Origin of the sequence: Wenzhouxiangella limi, assembly GCF_010499265.1 — a bacterium.
In the GTDB taxonomy this organism is placed as follows: domain Bacteria; phylum Pseudomonadota; class Gammaproteobacteria; order Xanthomonadales; family Wenzhouxiangellaceae; genus Wenzhouxiangella; species Wenzhouxiangella limi.
The window spans coordinates 20,400-32,948 of record NZ_JAAGSC010000040.1 but is presented as its reverse complement, the minus strand read 5'-3'; the positions used below and the strand labels follow the sequence as shown (position 1 = coordinate 32,948).

Annotated in this window: 15 protein-coding genes; 8 read left to right on the top strand and 7 right to left on the bottom strand. The window is 65.4% G+C overall.

The features are described 5' to 3' along the window. Positions 1-7 precede the first annotated feature (7 nt). On the bottom strand, positions 8-1,999 hold the full coding sequence (locus G3I74_RS07310; protein WP_164210933.1) for an ATP-dependent helicase: 1,992 nt from the start codon (positions 1,997-1,999) through the stop codon (positions 8-10). Between the two features lie 83 nt (positions 2,000-2,082). On the opposite strand from G3I74_RS07310, the gene G3I74_RS07305 reads away from it, so the two are divergent. Together G3I74_RS07305 and G3I74_RS07300 are read left to right on the top strand one after the other, a co-directional pair. Continuing rightward, a complete protein-coding gene (locus tag G3I74_RS07305) occupies positions 2,083-2,592 on the top strand; it encodes a hypothetical protein (protein ID WP_164210932.1) in 510 nt (169 codons plus the stop codon). 15 nt (positions 2,593-2,607) lie between these two features. Then, positions 2,608-3,249: a thymidine kinase gene (locus G3I74_RS07300; RefSeq protein WP_164210931.1), complete on the top strand. Its 642-nt coding sequence runs from the start codon at positions 2,608-2,610 to the stop codon at positions 3,247-3,249. Positions 3,250-3,266: 17 nt separating this feature from the next. On the opposite strand, the gene G3I74_RS07295 is transcribed toward G3I74_RS07300, so the two are convergent. Beyond that, entirely contained in the window at positions 3,267-4,580 is a 1,314-nt protein-coding gene (locus G3I74_RS07295) for an META domain-containing protein (protein ID WP_164210930.1), read from the bottom strand. 140 nt (positions 4,581-4,720) lie between these two features. On the opposite strand from G3I74_RS07295, the gene G3I74_RS07290 reads away from it, so the two are divergent. From G3I74_RS07290 to G3I74_RS07270, 5 genes are all read left to right on the top strand, one after another. After that, positions 4,721-6,403 carry a vWA domain-containing protein gene (locus G3I74_RS07290; RefSeq protein ID WP_203594612.1) on the top strand — a complete coding sequence of 561 codons (1,683 nt, stop codon included), beginning with the start codon at positions 4,721-4,723 and terminating at the stop codon, positions 6,401-6,403. A 52-nt stretch (positions 6,404-6,455) separates the two neighbouring features. Further along, the gene (locus G3I74_RS07285) at positions 6,456-7,022 is read left to right on the top strand and encodes a sigma-70 family RNA polymerase sigma factor (protein WP_164210929.1); all 567 of its coding nucleotides are present in this window, start codon (positions 6,456-6,458) and stop codon (positions 7,020-7,022) included. Continuing rightward, positions 7,019-7,603, top strand: coding sequence for a hypothetical protein (locus tag G3I74_RS07280; RefSeq protein WP_164210928.1), 585 nt, complete (start codon positions 7,019-7,021; stop codon positions 7,601-7,603). Before G3I74_RS07285 ends, G3I74_RS07280 begins: the two co-directional genes overlap by 4 nt. A gap of 222 nt (positions 7,604-7,825) precedes the next feature. Then, the gene (locus G3I74_RS07275; RefSeq protein WP_164210927.1) at positions 7,826-9,058 is read left to right on the top strand and encodes an esterase/lipase family protein; all 1,233 of its coding nucleotides are present in this window, start codon (positions 7,826-7,828) and stop codon (positions 9,056-9,058) included. Positions 9,059-9,199: 141 nt separating this feature from the next. After that, entirely contained in the window at positions 9,200-10,096 is an 897-nt protein-coding gene (locus G3I74_RS07270; RefSeq protein WP_164210926.1) for a DUF4097 family beta strand repeat-containing protein, read from the top strand. A 24-nt stretch (positions 10,097-10,120) separates the two neighbouring features. Here the strand turns inward: G3I74_RS07270 and vapC are convergent, their stop codons facing one another. The 5 genes from vapC to G3I74_RS07245 form a co-directional block, all read right to left on the bottom strand. After that, positions 10,121-10,516: a type II toxin-antitoxin system VapC family toxin gene (vapC, locus tag G3I74_RS07265; RefSeq protein ID WP_164210925.1), complete on the bottom strand. Its 396-nt coding sequence runs from the start codon at positions 10,514-10,516 to the stop codon at positions 10,121-10,123. After that, the gene (locus tag G3I74_RS07260) at positions 10,513-10,707 is read right to left on the bottom strand and encodes a type II toxin-antitoxin system VapB family antitoxin (RefSeq protein WP_164210924.1); all 195 of its coding nucleotides are present in this window, start codon (positions 10,705-10,707) and stop codon (positions 10,513-10,515) included. Before G3I74_RS07260 ends, vapC begins: the two co-directional genes overlap by 4 nt. Positions 10,708-10,798: 91 nt before the next feature. Then, positions 10,799-11,146: a YbjQ family protein gene (locus tag G3I74_RS07255; protein WP_164210923.1), complete on the bottom strand. Its 348-nt coding sequence runs from the start codon at positions 11,144-11,146 to the stop codon at positions 10,799-10,801. Continuing rightward, on the bottom strand, positions 11,143-11,385 hold the full coding sequence (locus tag G3I74_RS07250; RefSeq protein WP_164210922.1) for a hypothetical protein: 243 nt from the start codon (positions 11,383-11,385) through the stop codon (positions 11,143-11,145). Before G3I74_RS07250 ends, G3I74_RS07255 begins: the two co-directional genes overlap by 4 nt. Then, the gene (locus G3I74_RS07245; RefSeq protein ID WP_164210921.1) at positions 11,378-11,641 is read right to left on the bottom strand and encodes a hypothetical protein; all 264 of its coding nucleotides are present in this window, start codon (positions 11,639-11,641) and stop codon (positions 11,378-11,380) included. Before G3I74_RS07245 ends, G3I74_RS07250 begins: the two co-directional genes overlap by 8 nt. A 170-nt stretch (positions 11,642-11,811) precedes the next feature. On the opposite strand from G3I74_RS07245, the gene G3I74_RS07240 reads away from it, so the two are divergent. Continuing rightward, positions 11,812-12,150 carry an enoyl-CoA hydratase-related protein gene (locus tag G3I74_RS07240; RefSeq protein WP_164210920.1) on the top strand — a complete coding sequence of 113 codons (339 nt, stop codon included), beginning with the start codon at positions 11,812-11,814 and terminating at the stop codon, positions 12,148-12,150. Positions 12,151-12,549: the final 399 nt, after the last annotated feature.

Genomic DNA, 12,549 nt, shown 5'->3' with positions numbered 1-12,549 from the left:
CCCCGCTTCAGCCCTCCAGCAGGGCTTTGAGCGCTGCAATATTGGCCTTGGCATCGTCGGCGGTCGGCTTTTCCTTGCCGGCCCGGCCCGGCCAATCGACAATCTCTGGCGGCAGCTCGTCAAGAAAACGACTGGGCTGACATTCCCGGCTTTCGCGCTGCCGCCGGCGAGCCCGGCAGTGACTGATGACCAGGCGGCGCCCGGCGCGGGTGATGCCGACGTACATCAGCCGGCGCTCCTCTTCGATCTGGCCCTCGTCGATGCTTTTCTGATGCGGCAGCAGGCCTTCCTCGCAGCCGGCCAGCCACACGCGCGGGAACTCCAGCCCCTTGGCCGCGTGCAGGGTCATCAGCCGGACCAGGTCGGCGCCGTCGTTGCGGTCATCGTCCGGCCCGGCCACCAGCGAGACCCGCGCCAGCAGTTCCTGGGCCGAATCGACGTCGCTGCCCAAGCGGGTGATCCAGCCGGTCAGGTCGTCCAGGTTGCGGCGGCGGCGGTCGGCTTTTTTCGGCTCATCGTCTTGTCCGGTCAGCCACTCCAGGTAGTCGACGTGATCCATCAGCTCGGCGAAAACCGGGCCGATGTCGCTGAGCTCGCAACGCTCGACCCGATCATTGAATTCGATCAGCAGGTTGGTGAAAACGCGGAAGGCGCGTGCCGTATTTGCGCCCAGCTCGGCCTGGAACAGCGGATCCAGCGCGGCGTCGAACAGGCTTTTGCCGGTCGCATCGGCGTAACTGCCCAGGCGCGCCATCGCGCTCGAGCCCAGGCCGCGGCGCGGGGCGTTGGCCACCCTCAGGAAAGCCGGGTTGTCTTGCGGATTGACCAGCAGGCGCAGGTAGGACAAGCCGTCGCGAATTTCGCGCGCATCAAACCAGCTCGGACCGCCCGATACAAGGTAGGGAATGCCGTGCTCGCGCAACTGCTGCTCCAGCGCCCGGGCCTGAAAGTTGGAGCGGTACAGCACCGCACACTCGCCCCAGGCCACCCGGCTGCCGTGATGGGCGCCGAGGATGTCACGCGCGATCCCTTCGGCTTCGTCGGCCTCGTCGGCATAGGTCATGACCGTCAGTTGGTCGCCGGGACCCAGCTCGCTCCACAGTTTCTTTTCCAGCTCATGGGGGTTGCCGGCGATGACGGCGTTGGCGGCCTGCAGAATCTTGCCGGTGGAACGATAGTTCTGCTCCAGCTTCACCACCGCCAGGTTGGGGAAGTCGGCCGCCAGCAGGCTCAGGTTTTCCGGTCGCGCGCCGCGCCAGCCGTAAATCGACTGGTCGTCGTCGCCTACGGCGGTGAACGCGCCGAGGTCACCGACGAGCTGCTGCAGCAGCCGGTACTGGGCGGCGCTGGTGTCCTGATACTCATCGACCAGCAGATAGGCCAGGCGCCGGCGCCAGCGGGTCCGGACGACCGGGTCGGACAGAAGCTTGGCCGGCAGCGCGATCAGGTCGTCGAAATCGACCGCGTTGAGCGCGCTCAGACGATCGCAGTATTCCCGGTACAGGCGCGCGGCGCGGGCATCGTTGTCGTCCTCGGCGCGGGCCAGGGCCGCCTCGGGTTCAATGCCGGCGTCCTTGTAGCGGCCGATGCCGGCCTGGACCGCGTAGACCATGTCGTTCTTGGCCCCGGCCGGCAGCAGTTCGCGCACCAGGTCGGCGGCCGTGTGCTGATCAAGAATGCTCAAGCCCTTGCGCCTTCCGCTGGCTTCGGGCTCCTCGCGCAGGATGCGCCAGCCCAGCGAGTGAAAGGTGCAGACCGTCAGACCTTCGGCCCGGCCGCGCTTCAAGCGCTTGCTCACGCGCGTCTTCATCTCGCGCGCGGCCTTGTTGGTGAAGGTGATCGCGGCGATCCGGTCGGGCGGGTAATGGCCGCGATCGATCAGCCAGGCGATTTTTTCGGTGATCACCCGGGTCTTGCCCGAGCCCGCCCCGGCCAGCACCAGCAGGGGCGAGCCCAGGTGCGTGACCGCTGCCTTTTGCTGGGGATTGAGCTGGATCATCGAATCGCTGTGGCGAAGGCGGGGCGCGAGATTGTAGCCGATCGGGCACCGGTCACCCACAGCCCAGACGATATACTGAGCGCATGTTGCGAATCGCGATTCTCCTATTCTGCGCGGGTGCGCTGCCGCTCTCAGCTGCGGCCGAGCTTGAGAAAATCGAGCTGTTCCAGCGCTACGAAGTCATGGCCCAGCAGCAGCGGGTGGTCGGCAACCTGCGCACCGCCGCCAAGACCGACGGCATCGTGGTCCGCGTACCGCAGCTCTACGTCTATCACGCCGAGCTCTCGGCCGCTTTCCACCTCGGCGGCTTCCGGCCCGGCTTCCTGCGCGAGCTCGAAATGATCATCCAGTCCAACCGCGGCGAACGCTCCATGGTCCGACTGGATCGGCTGCTCGAGCGGACCCGGACCCCGGAAGGCGACCGCATCGCGATCGAGGATCTGCCGCTCGCCGACGTCACCCTTGCTTTTTATCGCCGGCTCGACTGTGACGAATGCGACCAGGTGGCCGAGGTCTTGCACGAATGGATCGACGCTCACCCGGATCGCAGCGTGCTGTGGCTGGACGTGCGTACCGACACCCCACGCCGCTGATCAACTGGCCTGAGCGTGGCCAAGCTGTATTTCTACTACTCGACCATGAACGCGGGCAAGACCACGGTCCTGCTGCAGTCGGCCTACAACTACTCCGAGCGCGGCATGCGTCCGCTGCTGCTCAGTCCGGCCATCGACAGCCGCGCCGGCGGCGGCGTGATTCGTTCGCGGGTGGGCATCGAGGCGCCGGCGCTGGCCGTCGGGCCCGAAGATGACCCGCTGAGGCTGGTCAAAAACGAACTCGCCGACGGCAATATCCACTGCGTTCTCACCGACGAGTCGCAGTTTTTTACGCGCGACCAGGTCTACGGCTTGAGCGAAATCGTCGATGAGCTCAAGATCCCGGTACTGGCTTTTGGCCTGAGAACGGACTTTCGCGGCGAGCTGTTCGAGGGCAGCCGCTACCTGCTGGCCTGGGCCGACGAACTCAAGGAGCTCAAGACCATCTGCCATACCGGCGCAAAGGCCACGATGGTGGTGCGCGTCGACGAGCACGGCTACGCCGCCACCGAAGGCGCCCAGGTCGAGATCGGCGGCAACGACCGCTACGTGCCGGTCAGCCGGCGCGAGTTCAAGCTGGTCTTCCACGGCGGCAAGAAAGTCCGGTTGTTTGACCCGCCGGAAGAACGCCGCCAACCCGACCTGCTCGACGAATAGGTCCCGGGCAGGCGGGGCTAGTGGGCGGCGACGATATCGCCACCGCTCGTGCGCAACAGCAAGCGACCGCTGTCGTCGATCCCGAAACCGTAAACCTCGCCGAGCAGGGCCTGCAGGCGTCTTTCCTGTAGAGCCTGGGCCTCGTCCGGACAGGCCATCAGCGTGCTGGCGGCCGGCGTGAGTTCAAGGCCTTCGCCGGTCAGGTTGAACCCGCCCATGTAGCGGTTGCAGGAAGCGCGACCGGCAAAGCGCGCCTCACCGTCCTCGAACCGGAACTCGATCGTCGGCTCGGTGCCGGCGACCACCGGTTCATCGCCGATCTGCTCAATCTGCCATTCACCGCCCATCAGCACCTCGGCCGGGTCACCGCCACAGCCCAGCTCGGCAACACCGTCGAGGGTATAGCGAACGCGGTAGGGATAGACCAGATCCGCCATGGTATCGGAACAGGCCTGGCGATCGACCAACACGGTCAGGCGGTGGTCTTCGCTTTCGGTTTCATAGCGAAAATCGGCGGCGCTGATCTGCGCGGGCGCCGGCGGAAAGGTCAGGTCCTGCTCGCCGTAGTGGGCGCGAAGCACGATCGCTTCCTCATCGATCCGAAGATGCCAGCCCGGCTCCTGGCCGCGGGCGGTAAAGGGGAGCTCCGGCGCAACAACCCGGTCGCAGGTCGGCAGCCTCTCGCCGCGCACGCGCACCGTTGCCTCGTCGCCCTTGCTCCAGAACTCGGTGTCGCTGTCGTCCACGGCAACATAGCGCGCCCCGGAGGCGGCTGGCTGCGCGCTCAGGGCATAGACCTCGTTGTCGACAACCAGCCAGTCCTGCTCTCCCAGCGCCCCGACCACCACGCTGCGCTCAGCGCATTGATACGTCACGCCAAAGGCGATCTGCGGCACCGGGCTGAGCCGGAGCTGCCCCACCTCGAGCTCGCCGGAGCGCTGCTCGATGGTGACCGGCTCGGTGACGCGCAGCGGCCCCGGGCTGGAGACGATCCCGGCCTGTAGCACCAGCGCGTCCGATGCCTCAACCGCCTCGGGGTCGATCTGCAGCTCAAAGCCGATCGGCACCTGACGGTTACCCAGCTCCTCGCGAGATTCGGCCAGCAGCTGCGCACCCGGACCCTGACCGTCGCGGACCTCGACCACCGCCAGGCTGTCGGGCGTCAGCGCAATGCGCTCGAGATAGTACAGCTGGCCGCGGACCACCAGCCCCTCGGGCTTGGCCTGCGACGCCGTCTCGGCTTCGCGATCGTTTTCGGGCGCGTCACCGGCACCACAGGCGGCCAGCGCGCCGACAGCAAAAATCAGAGCCAGTCTGCGGACGATGGTCATGGGGAATTTCCTTCAGGTCAGTCGATGTTTCTAGTATACGGGGCGCCAAACGGAATCAACATCGCCGGTTTAACCCCTTTTCGCCGGTCCGGACGTTGTTTGTGGTGAACGCTCAATCACCCTGCCAAGGAGTCTGACCCATGAAAAGCACAAAACCCCTCCTGATGATCGGCCTGGCGGCCGTCCTGACCGCGGTCGGCTGCAGCGCACCGGAAACCGACCGGCAAGCGGGCAACGACACCTTCGCCCCGGCCCAGCCTGAGGTCTTGCACCCACCCACCGAGCCCGAAGTGGCCGTGGCACTGGAGCAAATCGCCGTCTCCCCGCGCATTGCTGTCAGCGACGCGGCCCACGCCAGCCGTGTCCTGGGGCAACCGACCCATCCGGGCAACCGGCCGCAGAACCAGAACCGCGAGCGCTACCGGCACTTCGACGACAACCCCGTCCGCCGAGCCGCCGAAGACCCGGTCTCGACTTTCAGCATCGACGTCGATACCGGCAGCTACGCCAACGTCCGGCGGATGCTCCAGAGCGGCCGCCTGCCGTCCGCCGACGCCGTCCGGGTCGAAGAGATGATCAACTACTTCGGCTACGACTATCCGCGGCCGGATCCGCGTCAGGCACCGTTCAGCGTCAGCGTCGAGCAGACCGCCACGCCGTGGAACGCCCGCACCCGGCTGGTGCAGATCGGCATTCGCGGCCATGCGCCTGCGCCGGAGGACATCCCGCCGGCCAACCTGGTGTTCCTGGTTGACGTGTCCGGCTCGATGAACGGACCCGATCGACTGCCGCTGGTGGTCAACGGCCTGAAGCTGCTGGCCCGCCAGCTGGGTGCCAACGACCGGATCGCCCTTGTGGTCTATGCCGCCCGAACCGGCGTGGTGCTGGAATCCACCGCCGGCGACCAGACCGCAACCATCATGGCGGCGCTGGACCAGCTCCAGGCCGGCGGCTCAACCAACGGCGGCGACGGCCTCCGCATGGCCTACGGCCAGGCCCGCCAGGGCTTTATCAAAGGCGGCATCAACCGCGTGATCCTGGCCACCGACGGTGACTTCAACGTCGGCACGGTCGACCAGGAGGCTCTGCTCGATCTGATTCGCCGGCAGCGCGAGTCCGGCATCAGCCTGACCACGCTGGGCGTGGGCGGCGGCAACTACAACGACTACCTGATGGACCAGCTGGCCGCGGCCGGCGACGGCAACAGCGCCTACATCGACACCCTGAGCGAGGCCCGTAAAGTGCTGGTCGAGGAGCGCCATTCCACCCTGATGACGATCGCCAGCGACGTCAAGATCCAGGTCGAGTTCAACCCCGCCGTGGTCGCCGAGTACCGCCTGATCGGCTACGAGAATCGCCAGCTCGAGCGCGAGGACTTCAACAACGACGCCGTCGATGCCGGTGATATCGGCGCCGGACACACTGTCACTGCGCTGTACGAGGTCGCCCTGACCGGCAGCGGCGGCGAGCGCATCGACCCGTTGCGCTACGGTGAACAGGCTTCCCAGTCCGACAGCGCCCACGGCGATGAACTGGCGTTCGTGCGGCTGCGCTACAAAACGCCAGGCGAATCGGTCAGCCAGCTGCTCGAAACACCCGTGCGGTCGACCGACAAGCCCGCCGCGAGCGACAACCTGGCCTTCGCCGCAGCCGTGGCCGCCTTCGGCCAGCACCTGCGCGGCGGTGAGCATTTGGAGCAGTTCACGCTGGCCGATATCCACGCCCTGGCCAGCCAGGCCCGCGGCGATGATACGGACGGCTACCGCGGCGAGTTCCTGCAGCTGATCCGGCTGGCCGAGAGCCTGTCGCTGGCCAGGCGTTGACCAACCGCCCCCGGCCCCGACGCGCGGGGCCGGGATTGGTTAGTCTTGCCCGATGGACGACGCGCGCACCGACGACGACCTCATGCTGGCCTATGCCCGCGGTGAAGCGCGCGCTTTCGAGGTGCTGTATGAACGCTATCGCCAACCGCTTTATCGCTACCTTTTGCATGCCCTGGGCGACCGGGCGGCGGCCGATGACCTGTACCAGGACGTCTGGTCGCGCATCATCGATGCCCGAGCGCGTTTCCGTAAAAGTCGAGGCTTCAAGCGCTACGCCTTCCGCATCGCCCACAACCGCCTGGTTGATCACTGGCGCGCACTCGAGCGGCAAGGCAGCAGCGGTGAGTTCGACGAACTCAGGCTCGCCGCGCCAAGCGAACAGCAGCCCGACTCGGCCAGCGCGCGCGATCAGCAGGCTCAGCAGCTGCGCCAGGCCCTGATGCAGCTGTCGACCGAACAGCGCGAGGCCTTTCTTTTGCAGCAGGAGGCTGGACTGTCGCTGGCCGATATCGCCGCCCACAGCGGGGTCGGGCGCGAGACGGTCAAAAGCCGCCTGCGCTACGCGGTCAAGCGCCTGCGCAACCTGCTTGGACCCGGACCGGAGGCGGCCGGACCATGACGCAAAGCCCGGACAACGGCGCTGACATGCCGCACAAAGACCTTCAATCGCTGTACCGCGAGCAGGCCGAGGCCGAACCCGACAGTGGCCTGGACCGGATCATTCGCGCGCGCGCCGAGCAGGCGCTGGAGTCGGACCAGCGACGCCGCCCGCGCCCCTGGATCGCCGGATTGGCCACGGCCGGAGCACTGGTGCTGGCCGTGGGCGTTATCGTGCAACAAGCCCCGCAGCAAGCCCCGCCGCCAAGCCCGCAGGAGTCGGCGTCGGCCCCGTCCGCGATCAGCGAAGACGCCGCCCCGGCAGCGCGATCAGCGCTGCCGCGCCCGGCCGCCGACGCTCAGCTCCAGTCGGCTCCTGCCCCGGAATTGACGACCGAGCGCGCATTCCTGTCCGGGCTGGCCGAGACGCAAGCCCAAGCCAAGGCCCAGGCGGTGCTCGATATCCGCGCGCTGCTGGCCGACGGCCAGATCGAGGCCGCGCGCGAGCGCGTGCGGGCGCTGCGCGAAAGCCAGCCCGAACTGGAGCTTCCGGAAGACCTGCTCGAGGCGCTGGAAAAGACTCCGCGGAACCGCGACGAGTAGGCCGCTAAACCCACCGTCTCGCTTGCAATTGGTGTTCGGCGGGCGGACTATGCACGAGTGGGCCACGCGGCACGGTCGCTGAAGGCCGGCCAGTCCAGCGAGTTTTGCCATGAAGCGGAAAGTCCAGACAATCGAGCATGAGCGCGCTTCGGCGCCAGACATCCCGATCCCGGCCGACCCGCGGGCGACAACCCGACCGACCGGCGCTAACCCGGACCTCTTATGAGCGCGCTTCGCCATTTTCGCCCTTCGGACCTGCACGGCCTGAGCCGGCTGAGCATCGACGGCGTCCTCGGGACAACCGAACTGGTCGAACAAATGCATTACGCCATCGGCCGGGTTTCGGGCCCCAGCCTGCCCTCCAGAAACGGTCGCACGCGCGGCATTACCGGGCTGGTTTACCGGTCGATCTACGGGATCACCGGACTGGTCGGCAGCACCACGGACCTGGCGTTTGGCCAGATCGTGCCGCGGCTTAAACAATCGCAGTCCACGCCGCAGCGCGATCGCATGCTGGCCGTGCTCAACGGCGTGCTCGGCGATCACCTCGAAGCCAGCAAAAACCCGCTGGCGCTGAAAATGTCCCTGCGCCACAACGGTCAGCCCTTGTCACCGGCGCCGGATCTTCTGGCCGCGCAGATGCCGCGGCCGCGGCGAAAAATCGCCGTCTTTTTACACGGCCTGTGCATGAATGATCGTCACTGGACCCCGGCCAGTGCCGAGATCGATCGCGCCGACCTGCCGCGCCTGCTGGATGAAACGTCAGGCTATCTGCCGCTGCACCTGCACTACAACACCGGCCGCCATATTTCGCACAACGGCCGCGATTTTGCCGATCAGCTCGAAGCACTGCTGACGGCCTGGCCGGGCCCGGTCGATGAACTGGTCCTGATCGGCCACAGCATGGGCGGACTGGTTGCCCGCAGCGCCTGCCACCAGGCCGAGGCCTCGGGGCATGCCTGGCTGACAAAAACCCGTCGCCTGATCACGCTCGGCAGCCCGCACCACGGCGCGCCGCTGGAGCGCATCGGCCACCTGGTCGACCGCACCCTGGCGCTCACCCCGTTCAGCCGGCCCTTTGTTCGACTGGGCGCAATCCGTTCAGCCGGCATCATCGACTTACGCCACGGCAACCTGGTCGACGAGGACTGGCAGCAGGCCGGGGTGCTCGGCTCTGCCCACGACCGGCGCGTGCCGCTCAAGCTGCCCGCCGGGCTTCAGCTGTTCACCCTGGGCGCTTGCCTGGGCGAGAGCGCAACCGAATGGCGCGCCCGCATGCTCGGCGATGGACTGGTGCCGGTCGCCAGCGCCCTGGGACGGCATCGCGATCCCGACCACCCGCTTCAGCTGACCCCCGCGGCGCAGCAGATTCTCCAGGGCGTCGGTCATCTGGATCTGCCAACCAGAGCAGACGCCGCGCACATCGTCATGGGCTGGCTTGAAGGCCACGCATAGTCCCCGGTCAAACCTTAAGCGAGGTCCCGCGGCGCTTAAGCAGGCCGTGACTTTCTTCACCCTGACTTCTGGCATTAGCACGCCCGCAGCCTGCGCGCGCACAATTGTTCTTGACTGTCTGCCATTGGGAGCACCCACACCATGACCCAGTTCAATTCGCGCCGTATTTCGCTATCCGTGCTGGCGCTGAGCGCGGTCTTGAGCCTGCCTGTACTGGCCGATTCGCCCGTCCACGTGGCCGCCGGGACAACCCATGAAGGCTCCATAGCAACCCGCAACAGCGGCGTACGGGTGGACGACGACGCCCGTATCGAAGGCAGCATCAGCGCCCGCAACGGCGGCGTTCGCCTCGGCGAACGGGTCACGGCCGGCGATATCGAAACGCGCAACGGTGGCGTAAGCATCGGGGCCGGCAGTCAACTCGGCAGCATCGAAAGCCGCAACGGTGCGATCAGCATCGGCGCCGGCAGCACCGTGGCCAGCGTCAAAACGCGCAACGGCGGCCTGCGGCTGGGGCGCGACAGCACCGTCTCCGGCGCCGTCGAGACCCGCAACGGCAAAATCAGCGTGGCCGAAAACGTCACGGTCGCTGGCGATCTGACGGCCCGCAACGGTGGCATCGAACTGGCCGCAGGATCCCTGATCGAAGGCAACGCAACCAGCCGCAACGGCGCCATCCGCTTGGACAAGGCGCGCGTCGTCGGCAACCTCAGCAGCCGGACCGGCGACCTGGTCCTTCGCCAGGCCAGCACGGTCGTCGGCAACCTGGTCATCGAAATCAGCGAAGGCGCGGGCGAGCGCGGCTGGTTCGGCTTCGGCCGCGCGCGCTACCCGGAGGCCGGCAACATCGAAATCCTGGAAGACAGCGAAGTGACCGGCGATGTCATCGTCGTCCTGCCCGAAGACTACGACCGCGACCCGCCCACCGTCACCATCGACGCGACCTCGCGCGTGCTCGGCCAGGTCCAGCTCGACTCGCGCGTGCAGCTGCTGAGCGATGGCCCAATCTCGGGCGGAGGCGATCAGACAGCGCTCTGATCGCCGACTTCGGCAAACGCGTCCTTAATCATCCACAACCTCCAGGCCGAGATGCTTTTCGAAGGCGTCGAAATCACCATCGCTATGCAGCAAAGCATGGTCGTTTTCGATGCACCAGGTGGCGATCACCGTGTCGATGGTCTTGCGCACGGTGATTCCATGAGCGCGCAATTCGCGAAAGTTGCGGGCCGCCTGGACAGCCAGTAAGGGGTTGCTCAGAACGACAATTTCGAAGGATTCAAGCAGGCGTCGGGCCTGGTTGAAATCGCGTTGATGTCGGAAACCCTGCAACACTTCGGCCAGAATCAAATCTCCGACCAGAAGCGCCTCCACGCCCAGAAATTCATCCAGCCGATTGGTCTGCGGAGTGATCTGACCGCGAAAATAGTCGATCCAGACGCTGGAATCGACCAGAATCACCGATCGCGCCGCATCGCGTCGAGGTCCCCTTCCCAGCCCAGCCGACCGCGATAATCCCGCACAGTCTTCTGCCGTTGCAGCCGCACCAGGGTTCGCAGAGCCAGGTCAACTGCCTCTCGTTTGGTTTTCAAGCCGGTGGTCTTGAGCGCTTCGCCCATCACCTCGTCGTCGATCTCTATATTCGTGCGCATGATGTGTACATTTAATGCATATAAGGTGTATCGTAGCTCGAAGCATTGGATCCGACAAGTCATGTTCGATCACAGCCCGCTTGGCCTCAGGCTAGTGTGATGCAGCGTTTTTGTCGCCGGAAGACTCGCGCAGCTTGACCGCCGTCCCATACGCCAGCAACTCGGCTGCGCCTGTCGACACCTGGGAGGTCACCAGACGGACGGCAACAATCGCATCGGCGTCCAGTTTCTCGGCCTGGGCGATCATGCGATTGACCGCCTCGTTGCGGGCCTCGATCATCATCTCGCTGTACTCGCCGATCTCGCCGCCGACCAGGTTGCGCAAGGCGGCGACGATGTCGCGGCCCAGGTGCTTGGCGCGCACGGTATTGCCTCTGACCAGGCCCAGTGCTTTTTCGATCTCGTGGCCGGGGACGGTTTCGGTGGTCAATAAAATCATTTGTCTCCTCCCAGATGTTCTTCCAGCGACCGCTGATCGGCGGTCAGGCTGTCGTGCACCACGGTGGCGAAGACCACCAGCAAACCGATCCCGGCAATACCAAGGCCGAACCGGATCGGCAACGGCAGGTCCAGCAGTAGCGGCCAGGCCTGACGCAGCGGCTCGATGAACCAACTCGCCGCCAGCAGCAGGCCGGCGGCAATCAGCAGAAAACCGACGATCCGCAACAGCCTAATCATCCAGCAAATTTCCTTCCGTTTGCGCCGCTTGCATCCGCTCCAGAATCAGCGAGACCATGACCAGCCCCAGTCCTGCCAGCGCCACGGCCAGCCCAATCGTGATTTGTGCCGGCCGGTCCAACAACAGGATCAACCGCCAGGCCCCCCAATAAAAGGTATAGGCCGCCGCAAACACCAGGCCGCCACGCCACATCACCACGCCGACCATTCGCCACCGCTCGACTGTCGCTTTGTTGTGGCGCGGTGAGAGATTCATGGCTTCAATATGCCACGCTGCTGAACGCCTGTCATCTGGCCAAAGCCACGTCCTCAGGTACCGCTCACCTTGCTGTCACCATGCTGGCGGGCAATGTGCGCTGTATGCGCGCCTGTGATTGCATCGGAGCGCAGGCTTTCTGGCCGAATCGCCCCGGTACCCCAAAGACTATGTGCCTGCGCGAGCTGCTGCCGCTGGACCAGGCCGTGGAGTTGACTCTGACCGGGCGCCAGTTCGACGCGCAGGAGGCGCTGGACAAACACCTGATCACGCGCATCGACGATGACCCGCTCAACGCCGCCCTGGCCTTGGCAGAAACCATCGCCGTCCACTCACCTGATGCGGTCGCTGCAGCCAAACGCCTGTTTCAGCAAACCCGGGTCCTTTCCGAACGCCGCGCCCTGCGGCGCGAGCGCTGGCTGCAGCTGAAAGTCCTGCTGGGCAGCAACCAGCGCGAGGCGATGAAGGCGCGGATGGAGAAACGCACACCGCGCTTCAAGTCGCGCTAAGGATCAGCCGGCTGCCAGTTGCAGTGAAGCTGGCGCACGCCTTGAAATTTTCCATCCTGCAATCACCGCGCTTGCTGAGCGAGTGTCGAAGACCCGTTGGCGGACATTGCCCTTGCGCTTGAGAAGATCACTCCACTGCGACGAGTTGTTTAAGCGGCGACATCAATTGCGAAACCAATAGGATAACAAGTACTGGCAAGATAATTGTCGTACTTCTATCCATCTCCGCATTGATGAGCAACCATTTAGTGGCTGCATATGCAGGTGCGCCAACTGCAATGCTTATCAGAACACTAGAAAATATTGAGGTAGTCAACTTTGAGGTGCAAGAAGGGCAGTAGATATGCCCGCCAGTTATCAGCTTAAGCCTTTTGCGGAATACAATTGTGGAAGTACAGC

Excerpts from the sequence above, each read along its gene's own strand:
- G3I74_RS07290 (WP_203594612.1), top strand. The coding sequence starts at position 4,721 with ATGAAAAGCACAAAACCCCTCCTGATGATCGGCCTGGCGGCCGTCCTG.
- G3I74_RS07270 (WP_164210926.1), top strand. The coding sequence starts at position 9,200 with ATGACCCAGTTCAATTCGCGCCGTATTTCGCTATCCGTGCTGGCGCTG.
- G3I74_RS07240 (WP_164210920.1), top strand. The coding sequence starts at position 11,812 with ATGTGCCTGCGCGAGCTGCTGCCGCTGGACCAGGCCGTGGAGTTGACT.
- G3I74_RS07275 (WP_164210927.1), top strand. The coding sequence starts at position 7,826 with ATGAGCGCGCTTCGCCATTTTCGCCCTTCGGACCTGCACGGCCTGAGC.
- G3I74_RS07250 (WP_164210922.1), bottom strand. The coding sequence starts at position 11,385 with ATGATTAGGCTGTTGCGGATCGTCGGTTTTCTGCTGATTGCCGCCGGC.
- G3I74_RS07245 (WP_164210921.1), bottom strand. The coding sequence starts at position 11,641 with ATGAATCTCTCACCGCGCCACAACAAAGCGACAGTCGAGCGGTGGCGA.
- G3I74_RS07295 (WP_164210930.1), bottom strand. The coding sequence starts at position 4,580 with ATGACCATCGTCCGCAGACTGGCTCTGATTTTTGCTGTCGGCGCGCTG.
- G3I74_RS07285 (WP_164210929.1), top strand. The coding sequence starts at position 6,456 with ATGGACGACGCGCGCACCGACGACGACCTCATGCTGGCCTATGCCCGC.
- G3I74_RS07260 (WP_164210924.1), bottom strand. The coding sequence starts at position 10,707 with ATGCGCACGAATATAGAGATCGACGACGAGGTGATGGGCGAAGCGCTC.
- G3I74_RS07280 (WP_164210928.1), top strand. The coding sequence starts at position 7,019 with ATGACGCAAAGCCCGGACAACGGCGCTGACATGCCGCACAAAGACCTT.
- G3I74_RS07310 (WP_164210933.1), bottom strand. The coding sequence starts at position 1,999 with ATGATCCAGCTCAATCCCCAGCAAAAGGCAGCGGTCACGCACCTGGGC.
- G3I74_RS07255 (WP_164210923.1), bottom strand. The coding sequence starts at position 11,146 with ATGATTTTATTGACCACCGAAACCGTCCCCGGCCACGAGATCGAAAAA.
- G3I74_RS07305 (WP_164210932.1), top strand. The coding sequence starts at position 2,083 with ATGTTGCGAATCGCGATTCTCCTATTCTGCGCGGGTGCGCTGCCGCTC.